The sequence below is a fragment of the Novipirellula methanifontis genome (assembly GCF_052161655.1).
Classification (GTDB): domain Bacteria; phylum Planctomycetota; class Planctomycetia; order Pirellulales; family Pirellulaceae; genus Novipirellula.
In genome coordinates this window covers 5364004-5383715 of the sequence record NZ_CP197418.1, presented here as the reverse complement: position 1 = coordinate 5383715, position 19712 = coordinate 5364004, and the positions used below count along the sequence as shown (strand labels likewise).

Sequence of the window (19712 nt, the reverse complement as noted above, 5' to 3'; positions counted from 1 at the left end):
GCCTTGGCGACTTTCGCACCACGCCGGGTCACTTCCAAACGACCGGTACGAACACTGTCATTTCAGCCGTACCTCGATTGCTCCAGGCATAGTACGGAACGAAGTCGACTTTATGCGAACTCCATTGAGGCTTTTTGACCGCACGGTACATGCCTTGGGCCGTATCGGGGCGCAAAAGCACGTTGGCACTGATCATCGTCACTCCGCCCAATAGGTCAGGACGATGCGACACTTTCAACTCGGAGTCGCCTTCGAGGTAAACGTCGAGCGTTTTTGCTCCCGCGGGCAAATCAGGCGTCTCAATGCAATACACAATCGGCCCTCGCTTGATTGCAACTTGGTTGCGCACTTCTTCGATGCGAGGGTGCCCTTCAACCATAGTGGCCTCCATCGGCATGTCGAGCGTTATCACATCGCCGGCCTGCCACGCACGCTCGATCACCGCAAAGGTTCCCGGAATGACCTCGACTCTCGCATCGTTGCCGTTGATCTGGATGGTCGTTCCGACTGCCCAGTTCGGTATGCGCACGCTGATCGAAAAGGGGGGCGTCTTGCACTCATCGACCGTTAGCTGAACCTGCCCCTCCCAAGGATAGGAAGTTTGTTGCGTCAACTTCAAAGCAGATCCGTCCAGCAGCGTCGTGTCCAGTTTATTGCCGCCAAACAGGTTCACAGTCACTCCGTTTTCAGACAAGCTGTAGGCCCACCCCGACGCTTTCGCAATGGTACGGACCAAGTTGGGAGGACAGCAAAAGCATTCGATGTACGGTTCGCGGTTCGCGGACTCGGTGCAATCTCGATGGTCCGCGTATTCGCGTTGCCCGTGGTTCATTCGCAGCGGGTTGGCATAGAAGTAGTGCTTACCATCGGCACTGATGCCAACCAATGCACTGTTGTAAAGCACAAGTTCCATGATATCCGCATACTTCGATTCGCCCTTGATGCTCAGCAATCGCCAATTGAACATGGCGTTGGCAATATTGGCGCACGTCTCGTTGTAGGCGGTGGAGTTCGGCATGAGGTATTCATCCAGAAACCCTTCTTCGATTTTGTCACGACGAGTGGATGCACCAAAGTGGGCTTGTCCAACGGCACCAGTGACATACATCTTTTTGTTTGCGACGTTGTCCCAAAGCCGATCCAGTGCATCAATCAGAGCTTTTTCGCCCGTTTCCGCATACACATCCGCCGCGCCTGTATAGTAGTAAAGTGCAAGCACGGCATGTCCCACCGCTTCGGTTTCCTCGCGAAGTGGGACGCGTTCTTGAACCATGTCACCGATCGGATAGCCTGCGGTGCTGGCGTCTTCAACGACCTCCGATTTGCCACGGTTATTGATAAAGATTTCCGCCAACTCCAAGTACCGCCGGTCTCTCGTGCTGCGGTAAAGTTCCGTCAATCCCATGATTTGAGATTGATTGAAACCAAACCGCGACAGTTCTTTGGGCTGCGGCTGAAACAACTTGTACAGTAGATCCGCATTCTTAATCGCGATCGCCAGAAAGTTGGTTTTACCCGTAATACGATTGTGAATACAGGCACTCGTGTACAAGTGGCCGCAGTTGTACATCTCATGATATTTGCGGTTGGAAAAATGCGGGATGCCATCGATTTGAATATTGGTGTGCAGGTATCCGTCGTCTTCTTGCGCCCTGCCAATCACGTCGATCACGTCGTCCAGTTCATTCAGAATCGCGTCATCTCGATTCATCGCGTAGACATAGGTGGCCGCTTCCATCCATTTAAAGAAGTCACCATCGTGCCACGCGAACCCCTTATGTTGGCCCTCCATTAATCCGGCTGCAATCTTAAAATTGTTATAGCCATGCCCAATGTCGCCTTTGAGAACCGATCCCATATAGGGAACCATGACTTCAGCGCACTGCTTGAATTTCTCTGCCCAAAATCCATTGGTCCATCGACAATCACCATAGTTGATGTTGCGAAGGATTACGTAAGGACTTTTTGAGTTGTTTACGATCGCACGAGTATGGGAAGTCGAAGTTTTCATTGAAGTCGTTACTCAATTCCAAAATAGATTTCGATGGAGTAGCGGTTCTCGCTACACCGTCCGCTCGGTACTCGCCGGTGAACTGCCGGCGGCGTCGTTCTGCCGCGTCGAAAACCGGATGCAAATTCACACCTTAGGGTTTTGAAACTAGCGCTAGTTGAATCTCCTCGATACTCATATTCTTTGTCTCTTTGAGCGTAAAGAAAAGGATCACAAGACCGATCGCTACCGTCGCAGCATAAAACAGAAAGATGGAGGCCATGCCCATGTTCTCCAACTGCCATGGGAAAAACTTTTGCACGACGTAGTTGGTCAAACTGGTAATGATCGTAAAGAACGGAATCGCGATACCGCGTACTGAAATTGGAAAGATTTCCGAGAACAGAACCCACATCACCGGTCCAACCGAAAAATGAAATGCACCGATGAAGCTAAGGATCCCCACCAACACCATCGTCGCGTCGATCTGAATGCTTCTTTCTAGCAGTAGACTTTGGTGTTTTTGAGCGTCACTTTCTCCGATCTCTTTCTGAACCGCATTCTTGAATTCGACATCATTGTCGTATTGAACGCCCGCTAATGGAACGAGACGATTCGCATCAGGAATGTCCACCATTTCCGAAATCGCGGTTTCGCTAAGCACATAGCGAGCTTTATTAAACGCGAACGCGCAAAGCCCCAAACTAGCAATGATCCAAACCATCCCCCAAATAATCAAAGGACGGCGACCTAGCTTGTCGACTAGCAACAATCCCAAAATTGTAAACACCACACTCGTCAATCCAACCCAGATCGCTTGCACAAACGCCGCATCGGTCCCAATCCCCAATTGCTTGAAAACTGTTTGAGCGTAGAACAGAATCGCGTTGATGCCCGTCGATTGCTGAGCAACCGCGATCGTGAATGCGATGATGAAAATCAATCGCATCCGCCGACTAAAGATCTCTTTTAGTTGCGACGCTATCGAATGGTCTTCCGAACTCTTTTTTAAACTCTCAAGCATTTCTTCGATGTGATGCTCGATCTCAGACTCAGGCAACAGCTTTCGCAACGTTCGTTTGGCATCGTCGGTGCGATGCTGATAAACAAACCACGAGGGGCTTTCTGGGATGAACAGCAGCAAACCGAACCAAAGTACTGCAAAAGGGATTTCAGAGCCGAGCATCCATCTCCAAGTGTGCGTGTCCATCCCTATTGACACGACCCATGCACCGCCTGAAACAGCCCAGTGATGAATGAGATAGTTGACGAAGTAGGCGCCAGACAAGCCGAAGACGATATTGATTTGAGTCATCGACACTAATTTTCCACGCCATTTTGGCGGTGCGATTTCGCCGATGTACATCGACGCCAACGAGATCGAGCTAAACGCAAGCCCGCCAAGAAAACGTGCGACGACCAGGGCTTCGTAGCTCGGAGCAAAAGCGGATGCGAGGGCAGAGATCAGATAAAGGACCGCGATCAATAGAATCGCTTTTTTTCGCCCGAAGCGATTGCAGATATAGCCAGCAAAGGGCAATGCGATCAGTACCCCCAAAGCTGGCGCACTAACGGCCGTTCCCAACTGCATCGACGTTAGCGAAAACTCCTCGCTGATAAAGTCGACGGTACCCGCAATCAATGCCGCGTCCAACCCAAACAGAAAGCCGCCCATGGCAACAATCGTCGCGTAAATAAACGCGTTTCGCGTATGTGAATTCATCGTCGCAATCCCAGTGGTATAAAACGCGTCGGATGTTTGGCTATCGCCGCGAAAGAATGTGCTAGAGCATTTTGAAAATTGCCGGTCCTACAAAATTCTTCGGCCATGCCGTGAGTTGCCGAAAGTCTTGGCGACTTTCGCTACAGCTCGACCCCTAATTCTTAGGTTGGATCATGCACTAGCTCTCAATAATCTTCTGCAGGTGGCTTGCGAAACTGATCCGCTCGGCGTGACGACCAACCCTCTTCTTCGCGGCGTAACATGAACAGCGGACGTTGCAGTTCGAGCTCCCAAGCAAACATCTGTTTGTACAGCTGGTTCACTTTTTCGGGGTTCGACGCAGCGAGGTTATTTTGTTCGGCTGGATCCTGCACGATGTCAAACAGCTCGACCGCCCGGTCGGGATAGCGGATCATTTTCCAGTCGCCTTCGCGAATGGCTCCGCGCGTCTCCATTTTCCAGTGCAGCGTCTGGTGAGGTCGCTGCGTTTTGACGCCCTGCAAAAAGGGAATCATGTCGACGCCATCGAGGCCTTCGATAGCAGATGGATCTCCAGCGCCGGCTTTCACAAACGTCGGCAACAAATCTAGCGTGATAAGCGGTTTGTCATAGGCCGTCCCAGCATCCAATTTCCCAGGCCAAGCGATGATCCCCGGAACGCGGAGTCCGCCTTCGAGTTGAGTCGCCTTGACCCCCGCAAACGGATAGTTGCTTGAGCCATTTTTATCCATGGGGCCGCCATTGTCGTTCGTGAAAACGACGATGGTATTTTCGGTCAACCCGAGTTCTTTGAGCTTATCGATGATCTGGCCACACGCGCGATCCATGGACAACATCATTTGCGCTGCGATTCGGCGATCGCCGCTTAGATTGGCAAACGTGTCTTTGTCTTGCGGGTCGGCCTGCATCGGCGTGTGAACGGCATTGAACGAGACAAATGCAAAAAAGGGCTTTTCCTTATTGCGTTCGATGAAACTGCACGTCTCGTCGGCAAGCACATTCGTCAGATAACCTTCGTGCTCTTTGTAGTTCTCGAATCCTCGCTCCATCCAATTCTCATGTGCGGTGGATTTGGGATCGCGGTAAGCAAAAAAGTTGCGAGCGCCGCCTCGAAAGCCATAAAACTCATCAAAACCGCGTTTCAGTGGATGGTATCGGTCTGCGACACCCATATGCCATTTGCCGAAAATCCCAGTGTGATAGCCGAGTCCCTGCAAATGGTCGCCCATGGTTTGCAGCTCGGTAGGCAATCCCATTTCATCACCGAGCAACTTGCTGTGTTCGCTCATGATTCCAGGGACGTTAATCTCTTCGTATCCAAAACGCTGCTGGTATTTCCCCGAAAGCAATCCGGCGCGTGATGGACCACAAGTGGCGCCGCTCACGTAGAAACTCTTTAGCAACACGCCGGACTTAGCGAGTTGATCCAAGTTTGGCGTTTTGAAATGGTGACTACCATGAAATCCAAAATCGCCGTAGCCAGCGTCATCGGCAAACAGCAATACAATGTTCGGCTTGTCCGCCGCGGTGGCAGTCGAAAGCATCGCGAGCAGCATCGTGATAACAATCAAAGGGTTTCGCATATTCTTCTCTCGTTGAGTTATGTGGGATAGGCTTCCAGCCTGTCGTCATGTGCAAGGCTAAGTTCTATGTAGGATAGACTTCCAGTCTGTTCATCGTATTCGCGGTCTGACAGGCTAGAAGCCTATCCCACAATACCTTCACGTTCGTTACCTCACCACACGTCCTGAAGCGGATCCGCCCATCAAGGCTTCCACTTCGTTACGTGTCGAAAAATTAAAGTCACCTTTGATGGAATGCTTCAAACACGAAGCGGCCACTGCGTATTTCACTGCCGTTTGCGGATCGCTCCACTGCGGAGTCGTCAACGCAAAGATCAACCCGCCCGCAAATGCGTCTCCGCCGCCCACGCGATCAACAATATTTTTGATCTGATACGCTTGGTAATTTCCGTCACCGTCCAGTGGAGCAAAGAACGATTTGTCAGAGGCCGCGTCAAACAACATCGCTCCCCAATTGTTATGGGATGCCGACAGACTTTCTCGAAGCGTAATCGCCACTTTGCTAATATTCGGAAACTGCTTCACCACTTGGCGTGCGACATCGGGATAGCGAGATGTGTCCAGCGATCCAGAATGCACATTTGTGTCGCCCGCTTGGATGCCGAGTACGTCATGGCAATCCTCTTCGTTGGCAATCACCAAATCGACGAACGGAAGAATCGTACGCATCGTTTCTTGGGCCAATTCTCGCGGACGCTTGGACGAATTCCAGTTCCATAGCTTTCCGCGAAAATTCAAGTCGATCGAAACTTGCAAGCCAGCTGACTTGGCAATTTTCGCCGCCACCAACGTTGCATTCGCCGCATTCTTCGAAAGCGCGGGCGTAATCCCACTGAGATGCAACCACTGGGCGTCGTCGAAGATGGCATCCCAGTCATATTGTTCCGCTGGCGTGATCGCGATCGCCGAATCCGCCCGATCATAAATCACATTGCTTGGACGTTGATTGGCCCCGGTCTCGAGAAAATAGAGTCCTAATCTACCTACGTCGGTTCGCAGAATATGTTCGGTGCAGACGCCCATGGCTCGAACAGAATCAACGGTCGCGTCGGCGAGTGCATGTTTCGGAAGTGCCGTAACATAGCGTGCCGATCCGCCAAAATTGCAAATGGAAACAGCAACACTGGCCTCCGCTCCGGCGTAGGTGACTTCAAAGTCACGTGCCTGACGCAAACGCAAATGGTCGGGCGCCGCTAGACGGCCCATGATTTCACCAAAAGTGACGATAGCCTTGCTCATCAATTCATCCTTTCTTTACTTGCGGTGACAACATCCGCGGCGCGAGCGGTGAGACCGGCCCAGTCTTCGTTGTTCACCAATTCTTGTTTCACAATCCACGATCCACCAATCGCAGGCACATTGGGCTCTCGCAAATAGTCCATCATGTTCTCCGCATTCAGGCCTCCGAGCGGGAAGTACTCGATCCCGAGATGTTTGTAGGGAGCACTCATACTGCGTAGATAGGTAATCCCCCCCAGGGCTTCTGCGGGAAAAAATTTCACGAACTGGCACCCCAGTTCAATAGCGGCTTCGAGATCCGAAGGCGTTGCGATTCCCGGTGCAAACGGAAGCCCAGCGTCCTGCGCCGCACGAACGACACGAGGGTTCATCCCAGGCGCAACGCCAAATGCGGCGCCTGCCGACTTCACTTGCAGGACGGTATCCGGTGTCAAAATGGTACCGACACCTACCAGCACCTCAGGCACATGGGTACAAATCGCTTTGATCGCTTCGATTCCTGCCGGGGTCCGCAGCGTCAACTCGATCGCTTCGATCCCGCCATCCAACAACGCCTTGGCCAACGGCACCGCGTGTTCGACCTTCTCGACGGAGAACCCTGCGACGACACCGGTCCGTTTCAATCGTTGCAAGATATCGTTGGGGAACATTCTCTGTTTCACTCGGTTTCATTTGTGTTTGTCGAAGGAGATTTCAGTTGCGGCACTTTAGTCGCTTTCACTGCGTCCCGTATTCACTTAAGACTCGATCATGACGGAAACTCGTTTCAGCGTCATGTATTCTTGCAAACTGTAGCGAGAACAATCTTTTCCAACCCCGCTTTGCTTTAATCCCCCGTGGGGTAGTTGGACAGAATAATGTACCGCGTTCACGCAGACGCTGCCTGATTCGATTTCGGCGGCCGCTTTTAATCCGCGAGACAGGTTGGTCGTGAACACGTAGGCCGCCAATCCGTAAATAGTATTGTTCGCCATTGCGATCACATCGTCATCGTCCGTGAATCGGATGACTGGTAACACAGGACCAAAGATCTCGTCGCAGGATAGCTTCATGTCCTGTTTCACATCGCGAAGGATGGTCGGTTCCAAGTAGAAGCCTTTTGTGTGTTGCTCGGGGATCTTGCCACCACAGACCACCGATGCGCCACCTTGCTCCGCCTCTCTGATCAGTTCGAGCATGCGGTTGCGATCTTTCCCAGTTAACATCGGGCCCATTCGGCGACCCTCGCCGCGTCCTGCACCGAGGGTAATTCCTGCGGCGTGCGACTTTGCGGCATCGATGAATGCGTCGTACACCGATTCGTGAACGAAGCATCGGTTGGGCGACACACAGACTTGTCCGGAGTTTGCAAATTTCAAATCGACGATTTTCGTTGCCGCAGATTGAATGTCGGCATCGTCGTAGACCACCACGGGGGCATTGCCGCCGAGTTCAACGGAAAAATGTTTAACGTTGGTGCATGCTGACTTCATCGCTCCGACACCTGCTCGCGTCGATCCGATCATGGTGAACATGGAAGGAATGTCACTCTCTAATAACGGCCCCGTCACGTCGTAATCGGTTCCGCTAATCACGTTGACCACTCCGTCGGGCACCCCTGCATCGGTTAACAGTTCAGCACAACGAAGGGTTGCCAAAGGCGTTAGTTGTGACGGTTTGATGATTGCGGTGCAGCCCGCCGCCAACACAGGCCCAAGCTTGTAGCCAAGATTCAAGAGCGGGAAATTCCAGGCCAAATAGCCCACGACTACGCCCAAAGGTTGACGCAGCGTGTAATGCAGGAATTGACCGTCCGGGTCGGGAATCACCCGCTGATCGATCCGTGCCGCTTCCTCGCAAAAGAACTTCAAGCAGGTGGTGAGCATGCCGAAATCATACTCGGCGTTGTCGATCGGTTTGCCCGTCTCTGAGATCAACAGGTCGATGATCTCATCACGATTCTGCTCGAGCAAATCGGCGTACTTCAAAATAATGGTTTGACGCTGGGACAGCGGCAGTCGCGACCATTTCTTGAACGCATCACGGGCAGACGTCAGTGCGAGTTGGACCGACTCCCCATCCACCTCGGGGGCCTCACCAATCACTTCTTCCGTTGCTGGGTTGATGACGGAGAAGGTCTTTGCCGTCGTGATACGCTGGCCATTGATTAGCATCGCATACGATCGTCGATTCATCGGATCTCGGTTTCTTTGACTTGGAATTTCTTGAGGGCGGTTTTATCCACCACCACGCCGAGGCCCGGGCCGGTCGGCACATACGCGGTGGCGTTCTCGATTTTGACTGGGGTTTCAAAAAGCTCGTCACGTAGCGGGTTTGGTGTCCGATCGAGCTCAAGCAGCGCACCGGCGTCCTCGAGTCGACCTGGCTCGCGAAACCCCGAAGCGAGGAAATGAGTCGCGGCAGCTAGATTTAACATCGTACCCCAGCAATGAGGAATGATGTTGACACCTAACGATGAGGCGACCGTACGAATCTTCAACGCCTCGGAGATGCCACCGCAATAGGCGAGATCAGGCTGAGCAATCTGAACGCCGCCCGACTTCAGCAGTCGCTGGAACCCGTAACGTGTTTGTTCACACTCGCCAGTCGCGATCGGCACGTTCACCTTGTCGTGCAGCTGTCGAAACTGGGATTCGTACTCGGGCGACAACGGTTCTTCGAACCAAGCATAGTTGTAGTCATCAAGCACACGACCAATGCGAATCGCCTCGGGCAAGTCATAGGCATGATTGGAATCGGCCATCAACATCGCATCGGGTAACGCATCTCGCATGGCAGCGATTTGGCGAGCATCGAAGTCCAGATTTTTACCGACTTTAATCTTCAAGGCTTTGAAACCCTGTTCGCGATAGCCAACAGCCTCGGCGACGATCGAATCGAGCAATGCATCTTCGGACATCTCCTTGAAATACATGCCAGTCGCGTAACAAGGAAACGAATCGCGGTAACGGCCACCGATCAGATCCGAAACCGACATCCCCAAATGCTTGCCTTTGAGATCCCAAAGTGCCATATCAATTCCGGACATCGCGCCCATCATGATTCCGCCGCGAGCGAAATCGAGCGACCATTGCCACATGTTGTGCCACAGTCGATCAATCGCAATCGGGTCGTGGCCTAACAACCGGGGCCCATAAAAGCTCGTGATCGCCGTCTGATAAACCTCCGAAGGCCCGTAACATTCGCCCCACCCCGTAGTCCCATCATCCGCAATGATCTCGACCCACATCGTATTGCGGGTGTTGTAATACCACTGCGAAAAGCCAAACGGAGTGTCGAGCTTATCTCGTAGATGGTGAGTTCGAATGCAATCAATCTTCATGGCGTACCCAATTTTGCTGGCGGACCGATTTTCTTATTGGCAAAGCAAATCACAGGTGATGAACGACACTCCGCTCAATTATTTTCCGAGGCCTTTTTCTTCGCGAACCAATTTTGTCGCTCGTTGCCGGTCGCGATCCCGTCTTGGTTGGCATCGATCTCGTCAAAATTGGATTCAACTTTAGCTGCGTTCCATGGCCAGCCATTCTGTTCCCATTTGGCTTTTTCCATCGCAATGAACTGCTCTTTGCTCATATCCGTCGACTGAGTCTTTTTCATAATCGGCTTTACGGATGCCGATTTGCTTGTCTTCGGTTTCGCTTTTGGCGTTTCGGCTTGTTGCGTCTCACTGTTTCTCGCTTCGCTGTTCTGCCAAACCCGCACATAATCCACCAACATCGTTGTGGGAAAACCATCGCTCGTCGTCAGTTCAGGGACAGGAACCCGGTTGCCGTTTTTGTACGCTTCGAAGGGATAGCGAAGCCCGAGCGAAAACGTCACGTGCATGGGAAGATGCCAATACAGATTCGGCTTTCTACCGATCTCTTTTCCGTCGATGTACCATACAACCCAATCCTGGGTGTTTTCAACGCCATAGACATGGAAGTCGTCACGTGGATCCCAAGGAGCAATGAATTCGTTTTTGCACATAGGCGGATTGGTATTAGGACGAATCCATTCCTTTGTGCCATTCTTCAACAACTGCGTGTGCAGATTGCAGTCGATATGGTTGACGCCATTATGCTCTTTCGTTTTGGCGTCAAATTCGCTCTGTTGGAGTTCAATGATGTCGATCTCGGAGTAGGTCACCGTCTCACCATCTCGCGCCTGATAGCGATTTTCGGGGCCCTTACTATGCAGCCAAAACGCAGGCGAAGCTCCGGGGAACCGAGAGCAACCTTTCACCCGAGCCTCGAAATAGCCGTAGGTGATCGTTTTATGAGTCCTGGCAATCCCCGAGGTGTAATCCAGTTTCTGGTTGCCACGTTGGTGAGTGTCTTGAACCATCCGCAGATGCAGCGCCCCTTCACTTTGCGTTGTGTTGTCAGGCTCCCAGCTCCATGTGCCCCAATCTTCGGTGTCGATGTTCCATTTCGACTTATCGATTGCGTTGCCATTAAATTCATCCGAAAACTGAGTAACCAGTTCCCAATCTGCCGGACTCGCCTTCAGCACGTCACCGACCGGTTTCGGATCGTCGGCCATGGCCAAAGGGGACGCCGCGAACGAGACGGCCACCACGCCAAACGCAATGTTTCTAAATGCAACAGTCATTTTGGCTTTCAAGAAGGAAGGTGAGTTGGAATTCGGTCGTGACGAAGTGGGTGAACGTCGGTTCTCGATCTACGAGACAAGTAGCAAATCCGATTCGGATCGGGTTGCTATAAAACCACCCCCATGCGCAACCGAGTTGGACAAATATTCTCTACTTTTTAAGAGAAGAAAGGGCAAATCGTCCGCCCATTCGGCTGAGAAAGATCACTACTGCGATCTGACGATGCACCGAGTGGGTGGCTTTTCTTAGCGGAACTCGCTAAGAGTTTAGGGGGACATTCGTCGTGGATCGAAAGTCTTGACGACTTCCGCTACGCTAAAAATACACAAACACATTAGGAATACATGCTTCACCATGTTGGCCAAAACGGTTAATAAACCGAAAGATTTTTGGCTATCTGCTTAATCTTTGCCAAAGATGGCCTCTGGATTTGGCATTTCGTTTTCTGTCCACTTCTCACCTTCCTTTGCGGTATAAAACCACAATGGCTGCGTGTGGCCGTGACTCCACTTTTCTGCGGCGGAAATCATGTTTTGCAGGACCTCGGGATACGAGCGGCTCAGGTCTTTCGTTTCGCTGATATCTTCGTTGATATTAAAGAGAGTCCAATGTTTGCCGATGCAACATGCTTTCCACTGATCTTGGCGGATGCCGACGTTACTGAACTCCGCGTAGTGACGCATCGCAAAGATCGGCTGTCCTGTTCGCGAACTGCGATCGGCCAAAAAGTCTTGCCAAATATCTTTGCCGTCGAGTTCCTTGTCCGTTGGAACGGTTGCCCCTGCAAGACGCGCGAAGGTAGGGTAGAAATCGAGCGTCGAAACGGGATGTTCAAACCGTTTGCCAGCTGGAACCACACTGGGCCAATGGAAAAACATGGGAACACGGAAGCCACCCTCGTAAACACTTCCTTTGCCCTTATTCAGAGGCGTGTTATCGGATCCGGCACCTTCTTTGCCACCGTTGTCGCTGAGGAACACAATCAGGGTGTTATTGAGTTCGTCGGTTTGCTCGAGTGCCTTCACGACTTCGCCTACGCCACGGTCCACAGCGTGCACCATTGCTGCGTAAGTCCGTCGTTTCTCGTCGTCGATCCCAGCGTACTTGGCTAGGTCCTCTTCCTTTGCCTGCAGCGGTGTATGCGGTGCGTTGTAGGAAAGGTACAAAAAGAACGGCTGGTCTTTTTTGGCCGCATCGTTCACGAATCGAACGCCTTCACGCGAAAGCGCGTCGGTCATGTATTCCGTTTCATTGACCTCTTTTCCATTGTGTTCCAGCGGCAAGACGTAATCGTTGAATACGGTCTTTCCCGCTTTCTTTTGACGCTCGTAAGTCGCCGTGTATTTCTCGGGAAAGTAGTCGTGGCCGCCGCCGAGAAAACCATAGAAGTCATCGAAACCTCGATTGTTGGGGTGAAACTGCGAGTCGATTCCCAAATGCCATTTCCCCATGACTCCGGTGTAGTAGCCCGCCCCCTGCAGCACCGTGCTGATCAAAGTTTCGTCGACGGAGATGCCTTGGCGGTTGTACTCTTCGATTCCCAATCCTGCGTTGGGCAGATTGAACGGCGCCCCGAACTCGTGTGGATAACGACCAGCCATCAGCCCCATTCGACTTGGACCGCAGAACGGGTGTGTCACATAAGCCGACGTAAAGATGGTGCCGTCATGTGCCAGGCGATCCAAAGCAGGTGTCTGAATATCTTTGGCGCCGTTGAAACCAACGTCCGCGTATCCGAGATCGTCGCATAAGATTACGACAATATTGGGCCGAGGCGGATCGCCAGCATCAACGGAGGTCGAGCTCAGTGCCACTGCGATGGCGAACACGCTGATTCCCACTTGCATCGAACGCGAACGAACCATTGGGGCAACATTCTTCATACAAAAGACTCCAAGCTGATAACGCGTGAGAAATGGATTTTGATGTCCGCAAGTCCCGTGGGGAACTCAGCGGTAAACTCGGTTGAGGTTTGGTTTGCGGAGGCCTGTTATGCCAATACGTCTTTGACAACGTGACCGTGTACGTTGGTCAACCGGCGTTCGATCCCATTGTGGTAAAATGTCAAACGCTCGTGATCGAGTCCCATCAGATGCAACAAGGTCGCGTTAAAATCGTAGACGGTCGTTGGGTTGATCGCCCCTTTGAATCCGAATTCGTCACTTTCGCCGTAGCTGTATCCCTTTTTCACGCCAGCACCGGCGAGAAAACAAGTGAACGCACTCGGGTTATGGTCGCGTCCTGTGCCGTTGCCTTGCAGAAACGGCATGCGTCCGAATTCGGTCGCCCAAACGACTAACGTGTCTTCGAGCATGCCTCGTTGTTTCAGATCGGCAAATAGTGCTGCGGTCGGCTGGTCCATAATCTCGGCCTGCATCGAATGGGTTTCTTTAATATCCGAGTGCGAGTCCCAATTTGTGATACCGTTTCCGCCCGATGGATCGCTACCGTTGAACAATTGAACGACGCGAACGCCCTTTTCCAGCAATCGACGAGCAAGGATGCAGTTTTGGGCATACTGGCCACGTAATTCGCTGCCTCCTTCGACGCCATAAGCCTTCAGTGTCGCTGCGGTTTCACCCGAGATGTCCATCACGTCGGGCACCGTGGTTTGCATCTTGCCAGCCAATTCATAGCTGGCGATCCGTCCCGCCAAATCCTCGTCCCCCGGATACTGCTGAAGATGTCTCGCATTGAGTCGCTTTAGCAAATCAACCGTGCCACGATCCGCGGCCGACGTCAATGATTGGGGACGACGCAAATTGTTCGGAGGTGTGGTCGCACTAAAATCGGTGCCCTGAAACGCGGCAGGCAAGAAGCCGTTACCGAAGTTGTTCTTGCCGCTTCTCGCCATTCCACGTGGATCGTTGATCGCCACAAACGACGGCAACTCTTCGTTCTCGGTCCCCAATGCATACGTAACCCACGCACCAAACGAAGGAAAGCCTTCCATGGTGAACCCCGTATTCATGAAGTTCTCGCCTTGAGGGTGAGCGCTTGTGTCGGTGGTTAATGCGTGAAAGAAACAGAAGTCGTCGACATGATTGGCGAGATGCGGCAGTAGATCCGAAACCATCTTGCCAGTTTCGCCTCGCGGTTTGAAATCCCAAAACGGTTTCGCAATGTTTCCGGTAGGGCCTTCAAACGTCACCTCAGGAATTCCGGGTGGCTTTTGGCCATGCAGCTTTGCAAGTTCCGGTTTGTAATCAAACGTGTCGACGTGGCTAACCGCCCCAGGCAAATAAATGACAAGCACTTGTTTGGCGGGCATCGGGAAATGCGACGGTCGTGAAGCGTAGGGACGGCTCGGATCGATGATCGGACGAATTGGATTCTTGCCGAACGCCGCTGTATTATCCGCGGCTAACAATCCGTCCTTGTTCAGCATGCTGGCGAGCGCCAACGCGCTAGTCGATAGTCCCGCGGTATGCAGGAATCCGCGACGATCAAGCAGACGTCGACCAAGGGGTGACAGTTTTTCAGAGTTTGACATGATTGGTTTCCTATTGTTTACGTTTGTTCGTGGATGAAAGTCTTGTCAACTTTCGCTTCGGATACTTAAACAATGGTTTACGGTAGAAAGGCGAACTCGTTGGTGTTGATGAGGGTTCGACAAACGAGCGACAGATCGATTTGCTCCGCCAGATCGAGACATGCTTCGAGTTCATCCAGCGATGGTTCTCGTGTCAGCAACAGTTCGAAACATCGGCGGACACTCAGCCGCATGTCGCCACCCGATTCGTCCAAAGCACGTTGTGCAACTAATTTCGATTGTTCGATCACGAAGTCACTATTGAGTAGATTCAACGCTTGTAGAGGCGTGGTGGAAACGGGCCGTTTCGCTTGAACTTGTCCACAATCGGGAAAGTCAAATGCGGTAAACATCTGGTCGTCAACGCGACGCATCCGTTCTTGATAGATCATCCGACGCCATGTCTCGGGTCCATAGTTGTCTTCGATCTCCCATTGCGCGTACCGTTTCTTCACATTGTGGATCCGAAAACTGCGGCCACCAATGGATGTGTCTAGAACACCGGACGCTTGCAAAATCGAGTCGCGAATCACTTCCGCCTCTACTCGTTTCGGAGGAAAACGCCACAACAGATTCGAACCAGCGTCCACCGCAAGCCCTTCGTCACGTGGCAAACTGGATTGCCGAAACGCATCGGACATGACCATCAATCGAATCATATGTTTCATCGACCAAGGGGCGGCATGATCAGCTTGCTCACTAGGCTGTACCAATTCGGCCGCGAGCCAATCCAACAACTCCGGATGAGTCGGCGGCGCCCCGGCGGCACCAAAGTCAGCAGTCGTCGTAACGATTCCCTGACCAAAAACATGGTGCCAGAAACGATTGGCAGCAACTCGGGCTGTCAAAGGATTCGTGGGATCGATCACCCAATTCGCAAATTCAGCACGCCGTTTCTTTCCACTCGCGTTGGGTGTGATTCCCAAATCGCCTCCGAGCTCGCTCATCCCAGCAGCGTAAACTTCTTCGCCAGGATTCTCGGGACTGCCACGACTAAAAACGTGCGTTTTCACGGGTTTAATGAAGCGTGCCACAAAACTCGGCTTAGGACCTTCCTCGTTAACCTGTTCAATCAACGCTTGCAGCTTTTGATTGATTACATCACGTTCGGAATGCTTTTTGTTTAGTTCCTTTATCTGCTGTGCACTGAAGACCTCGGTCCACTCGCCCTGCTCATCCTGCACTTCGATCTTGGCAATCTCGTACATCTGTTTGTTGAGATTGTCCAGATAATCGGTCTCCAAGTAGTCTTCACGATTCGTACTCAGTCGAATGCGATTGACCTGCTGAGGTTCTTTGAATGTGAATTGGACCCACGGCTTCTCTTTACTGTTCTTGTTCCCTCGGACCATCCAAGCGTCGTTTCCAAACAATCCGTCGTTGATATTGCCTATCGGAGACCCCTCCGACGTGTTTGCTTTGGAATAGTCAACCACCGTCCCACTGGAATCCAACGCGAGATTTTCGTGAAGTTGCTCGGTACCCAAAACTTCAAGTTCATCCAGACGGACAAAATTCGACTGAAACGATACTCGAATCGTTGGGGTCGTCTTCGCGGGAAAATGGATTTCTTGGTAGCCAATCCAATCTTCTTCCCAAGGCCCCAATGTGCGAAGTTGTCGACGTACTTGATTGATCTGGGCATACAGTTCTTTCCCGCGAATCCGTCGTGGGTGATCCTCTGCTAATTCAGGAAAGCGACTGCCGAATTCGATGTCCTGGAATACGGCGGACATCGAGTAGTAATCCTTGATGGAAATCGGATCAAATTTATGGTTGTGGCAGCGAGCACAGCCGATGGTCATCCCCATCGCTGTCGCACCGACAGTCTGCAAAATTTCGTCCATGCGATCGGCACGTGCCTGGCGTCTTGCGGTCTCTTCACGGCCCACTGTCGCCAACGGAACGTGAGGTCCCGAAACCAAGTAGCCGGTTGCGTCACCGACACCAACGGTATCGCCGGCAATTTGTTCAAACAGAAATTGATCGTAAGGTTTGTCTTCATTGAACGCTCGAACAACATAGTCGCGATAGATCCAGGCGTTCTTGCGATACATATTGCTCTCGGATCCGTTGGTTTCGGCCCAACGAATCACATCGAGCCAATGTTGAGCCCAGCGTTCACCAAAGTGAGGTGACTCAAGCAATCGATCAACAAGTTCTGTATAGGCAGCCTCGGAATCCGATTGAGACGCCATCACAAATGCGTCAACTTCGTCCGGGGTTGGAGCCAACCCGGTCAAGATAATCGAGACGCGTCGAATCAACGAACGAGGGTCGGCGGGTTCCGAGTACTGCAATCCATCCTTGGCAAGCCGATCGAGCAGGAAGGCGTCGATCGCAGTGCGATTAGATTCTTGCGTATTGGCACTCGCCACATTGGAATCAGGAAGTGTAATTCCAGATGGGACTTCAGGCCGAACCACGGGTTGGAATGACCAATGATCCGATTTCTCGCGAACCACTTTGGCGTCCATTTGGCCTGGCCATACCGCACCTTCTTTCACCCAGCGGCGAAGTAATGCAATCTTCTCGTCGCTCAGTTTTTCCTCGGGCGGCATTTCGAGGTCACTGTCTTCGTACGACACCGCTTTGATCAGCAGGCCCACTCTGTCATCGCCAGGCACAATCCCGGGATCGCCGTAGTCGCCACCCTTCAGCAGCGCCACACGCGAATCAACGCGAAAACCCGATTCCTGCTCGTCTGGTCCGTGACACTCGACGCAACTTTCATTGAAGATCGGCAGGATGTCGCGCTCGAAGTCGATTTCGTCAGCCAACAGCGAAGGTTGCATAAGCAAAATGCAACCAACGACAATTAGGTTTCTCATTTTTGTAGATAGCAATTCTAAGGTCATAGCAAACAATTTGTGTCGAGTGATTAGTATCCCGCAGGCTTACCGTTTCTGTACAAATCTTCGATCTCTTGCGAAGACAACGCCGCATTAAAAATCGCCAACTCATCGATCGCACCATTCAGATTCCGAACCGCGAAGCTAGGAGTTTTGCGGAAGGGTTGCCCCCAATTACCGATCTCAGAGGGGCCAATTTGCAGTCGGCTGACCAAGAACTCGGGCCGAATTTCATCTTCGCTTACCAATTGGCCGTCAACGTACTGACGAACCCGCATTTCCTGCGGGTCATAGACAGCGGCCAATTGCATCCAGCGACCCGATTTCGAAAGGTCCCAAATCGGTTCGGTACGATAGACGAGATGGCGACCTGCATCACGAACCACTGCATCTTCGACGCGGCTGTAATACATCACCTCGGCACTGTCATCGACCATCACCGAGAACATCATTTTGCCGTCGCTATCGATTTGCCAGTGAGGCTCACCATTTTCGTACCCGTCCGCCATGAACAAGGCGTTGTACACGTGACCAAGACTGTCAATTCGGACCCAGCAGACAAACGTAAACGCATCAAAATCGCCGTCGATTCGTGTACGAACTCGCGCACCAGGACGGCTAAAGTCTAGCCCTGTCGCATCGGGGCCAATGCGTCCTTCGACATGTCCCACCGAGCCGACAATTGCACCATTCAACTCGCTTCCTGAGATGGCTCGATTTGAAATCACACGCTCGCTCTTTGAGTCGTTGATGGGGTAGTAAGCAATCAATCGCTCATCCGACGCAAGCTCTCGTGAATACGCCTCCCACTGCTCGAGGCGCCGCTGCTGTTCTTGATCACGTCGTCGCCGTACATCACTCACCGTACTGAGACCTTGAAACGCATCTTGGCCGGAATCGCTACCTGCCAACGATCGGCCTTGTCCGGTGGTAAGATGGTTGCCGTCGTATTCTCCGCCGCGAAGCTTGATTTCACCATCAATAACTTCGACTCTTGCCGTATCGGGGCCGACCTCCAAAGCAAACTCGGTGCCTAAGTCGATAATCTCGGACTCGGCTGCCCGCACCACAAATCCCCGTGCAGCCGGAGGCACGTTGGCTCGCATTCGACCGGCTAACAACTGCACCGACCAATCTGATTCCAAGTTCATTTTTGCGGGGCCTTCCACCACCAACGTGGCGCCACAGAAAAAGTCAATCTCGGCAACGCCTGTGTCAAACTGCAACACACCGGCCGGCAGCACATCGCCTTCACGATAGGATGGCGAGTCATCGGACCACTCTAAATCAGCAACCCGTCGCAGCGTCGCATAACCCGCGATCGTGCCTTCCGCTGTCGTGACCGACGCTGGCGATGCATTCGCTGTCGCTGTGGACGAGTCTGATGAACCTGTTTTACCGAGCTGGTATGCAATCCCGCCAACCACAACCAAAAGCGACATTGCGATTGCCAGCTGTGTCCACACTCCAGCTCCGTTTCGAACTGACTCAGACTTATTAAGACTTACCGGCGCACCGGAGTCCGCCAGTGATTCGTCAAAGACGCGGTCTGACATCATCATGCCGCCGGTGATTTCCCGCAGTCCGGCGTCAAGTTTTGTGTACTGACGGAACAAGTCACGTGCATGCGACGACTGACGCAATTGCTGTTGCAGCAATTCCGAATCGGATTCGTCAATCCGGCCATCGAGCCAGTCTGCGATTAATCGATTCAGTTCTATGTTGTTCATCAAAACGGGTCCGCAACCATTGACCGTATATAAAAGGGAAAGAAAGCTCGGCCTCTACTTTGCATCATACCGTAGATCCCGGGACTCCATTTTCTCATTGGAACCCCACATCGGTGCCCGACGGTCACCATTATTTTGAGCCCGAGCGTCTCATTTCGCACGCCACGATCGCTCCTAGGCAACCCGCGAAGCTCGACTGTTTCGAAGTCGAAAACCGGCACGGTTACGGCGGAATCGTGGGCACGGATGGACACCTCATGCGGTTGCACAAAACGTCCTTCCGCACCTAACCACTCCGAACGGTCTGCAATTTGGACAGAAATTCTCAAGAATGCAGGCAAAAGGGCTGTTTTCACGCGAAAAACGCCCTTTCGGACTTTGGCAATCGTCCCCAAGTCGTATTAGGGCACGCGGTGTCACCACTTACCAAGCGAAGCTGAACAGCAATTCGGCATTGCAGCAGCAA

The 19712-nt window shown here is 52.3% G+C and carries 12 protein-coding genes and 1 pseudogene; all 13 read right to left on the bottom strand.

Features of this window, described 5'->3' with window-relative positions:
* Positions 1-28: 28 nt before the first annotated feature.
* Positions 29-2011, bottom strand: a complete 1983-nt coding sequence (locus SH528x_RS19605; RefSeq protein WP_442505144.1) for a glycoside hydrolase family 127 protein — start codon at positions 2009-2011, stop codon at positions 29-31.
* Positions 2012-2144: 133 nt separating this feature from the next.
* Positions 2145-2465, bottom strand: coding sequence for an MFS transporter (locus SH528x_RS19600; protein WP_442512142.1), 321 nt, complete (start codon positions 2463-2465; stop codon positions 2145-2147).
* A gap of 195 nt (positions 2466-2660) precedes the next feature.
* Positions 2661-3749 (bottom strand): annotated as a pseudogene (locus tag SH528x_RS19595) (sugar porter family MFS transporter); the annotation flags it as partial.
* A gap of 149 nt (positions 3750-3898) precedes the next feature.
* Positions 3899-5296, bottom strand: a complete 1398-nt coding sequence (locus SH528x_RS19590) for a sulfatase-like hydrolase/transferase (protein WP_442505143.1) — start codon at positions 5294-5296, stop codon at positions 3899-3901.
* Positions 5297-5443: 147 nt separating this feature from the next.
* Entirely contained in the window at positions 5444-6535 is a 1092-nt protein-coding gene (locus tag SH528x_RS19585) for a sugar kinase (protein ID WP_442505142.1), read from the bottom strand.
* Positions 6535-7185 carry a bifunctional 4-hydroxy-2-oxoglutarate aldolase/2-dehydro-3-deoxy-phosphogluconate aldolase gene (locus SH528x_RS19580; RefSeq protein ID WP_442505141.1) on the bottom strand — a complete coding sequence of 217 codons (651 nt, stop codon included), beginning with the start codon at positions 7183-7185 and terminating at the stop codon, positions 6535-6537. Before SH528x_RS19580 ends, SH528x_RS19585 begins: the two co-directional genes overlap by 1 nt.
* An 87-nt stretch (positions 7186-7272) precedes the next feature.
* Positions 7273-8709, bottom strand: coding sequence for an aldehyde dehydrogenase family protein (locus SH528x_RS19575; RefSeq protein WP_442505140.1), 1437 nt, complete (start codon positions 8707-8709; stop codon positions 7273-7275).
* Positions 8706-9857 (bottom strand): mandelate racemase/muconate lactonizing enzyme family protein, encoded by a 1152-nt coding sequence (locus tag SH528x_RS19570; RefSeq protein ID WP_442505139.1) that lies wholly within the window; start codon positions 9855-9857, stop codon positions 8706-8708. The genes SH528x_RS19575 and SH528x_RS19570 overlap by 4 nt, the downstream gene beginning before the upstream one ends.
* A gap of 74 nt (positions 9858-9931) precedes the next feature.
* Positions 9932-11131, bottom strand: coding sequence for a kappa-carrageenase (locus SH528x_RS19565; RefSeq protein WP_442505138.1), 1200 nt, complete (start codon positions 11129-11131; stop codon positions 9932-9934).
* Positions 11132-11533: 402 nt separating this feature from the next.
* Positions 11534-13015: a sulfatase-like hydrolase/transferase gene (locus SH528x_RS19560; RefSeq protein WP_442505137.1), complete on the bottom strand. Its 1482-nt coding sequence runs from the start codon at positions 13013-13015 to the stop codon at positions 11534-11536.
* Between the two features lie 107 nt (positions 13016-13122).
* Positions 13123-14625 (bottom strand): DUF1501 domain-containing protein, encoded by a 1503-nt coding sequence (locus SH528x_RS19555; protein WP_442505136.1) that lies wholly within the window; start codon positions 14623-14625, stop codon positions 13123-13125.
* Between the two features lie 77 nt (positions 14626-14702).
* Complete coding sequence (locus SH528x_RS19550; RefSeq protein WP_442505135.1) at positions 14703-17495, bottom strand: PSD1 and planctomycete cytochrome C domain-containing protein; 2793 nt, start codon at positions 17493-17495, stop codon at positions 14703-14705.
* 50 nt (positions 17496-17545) lie between these two features.
* The gene (locus tag SH528x_RS19545; protein WP_442505134.1) at positions 17546-19246 is read right to left on the bottom strand and encodes a LamG-like jellyroll fold domain-containing protein; all 1701 of its coding nucleotides are present in this window, start codon (positions 19244-19246) and stop codon (positions 17546-17548) included.
* Positions 19247-19712: the final 466 nt, after the last annotated feature.

Excerpts from the sequence above, each read along its gene's own strand:
- SH528x_RS19560 (WP_442505137.1), bottom strand. The coding sequence starts at position 13,015 with ATGAAGAATGTTGCCCCAATGGTTCGTTCGCGTTCGATGCAAGTGGGA.
- SH528x_RS19600 (WP_442512142.1), bottom strand. The coding sequence starts at position 2,465 with ATGGTGTTGGTGGGGATCCTTAGCTTCATCGGTGCATTTCATTTTTCG.
- SH528x_RS19580 (WP_442505141.1), bottom strand. The coding sequence starts at position 7,185 with ATGTTCCCCAACGATATCTTGCAACGATTGAAACGGACCGGTGTCGTC.
- SH528x_RS19555 (WP_442505136.1), bottom strand. The coding sequence starts at position 14,625 with ATGTCAAACTCTGAAAAACTGTCACCCCTTGGTCGACGTCTGCTTGAT.
- SH528x_RS19590 (WP_442505143.1), bottom strand. The coding sequence starts at position 5,296 with ATGCGAAACCCTTTGATTGTTATCACGATGCTGCTCGCGATGCTTTCG.
- SH528x_RS19550 (WP_442505135.1), bottom strand. The coding sequence starts at position 17,495 with ATGAGAAACCTAATTGTCGTTGGTTGCATTTTGCTTATGCAACCTTCG.
- SH528x_RS19575 (WP_442505140.1), bottom strand. The coding sequence starts at position 8,709 with ATGAATCGACGATCGTATGCGATGCTAATCAATGGCCAGCGTATCACG.
- SH528x_RS19545 (WP_442505134.1), bottom strand. The coding sequence starts at position 19,246 with ATGAACAACATAGAACTGAATCGATTAATCGCAGACTGGCTCGATGGC.
- SH528x_RS19585 (WP_442505142.1), bottom strand. The coding sequence starts at position 6,535 with ATGAGCAAGGCTATCGTCACTTTTGGTGAAATCATGGGCCGTCTAGCG.
- SH528x_RS19570 (WP_442505139.1), bottom strand. The coding sequence starts at position 9,857 with ATGAAGATTGATTGCATTCGAACTCACCATCTACGAGATAAGCTCGAC.
- SH528x_RS19605 (WP_442505144.1), bottom strand. The coding sequence starts at position 2,011 with ATGAAAACTTCGACTTCCCATACTCGTGCGATCGTAAACAACTCAAAA.
- SH528x_RS19565 (WP_442505138.1), bottom strand. The coding sequence starts at position 11,131 with ATGACTGTTGCATTTAGAAACATTGCGTTTGGCGTGGTGGCCGTCTCG.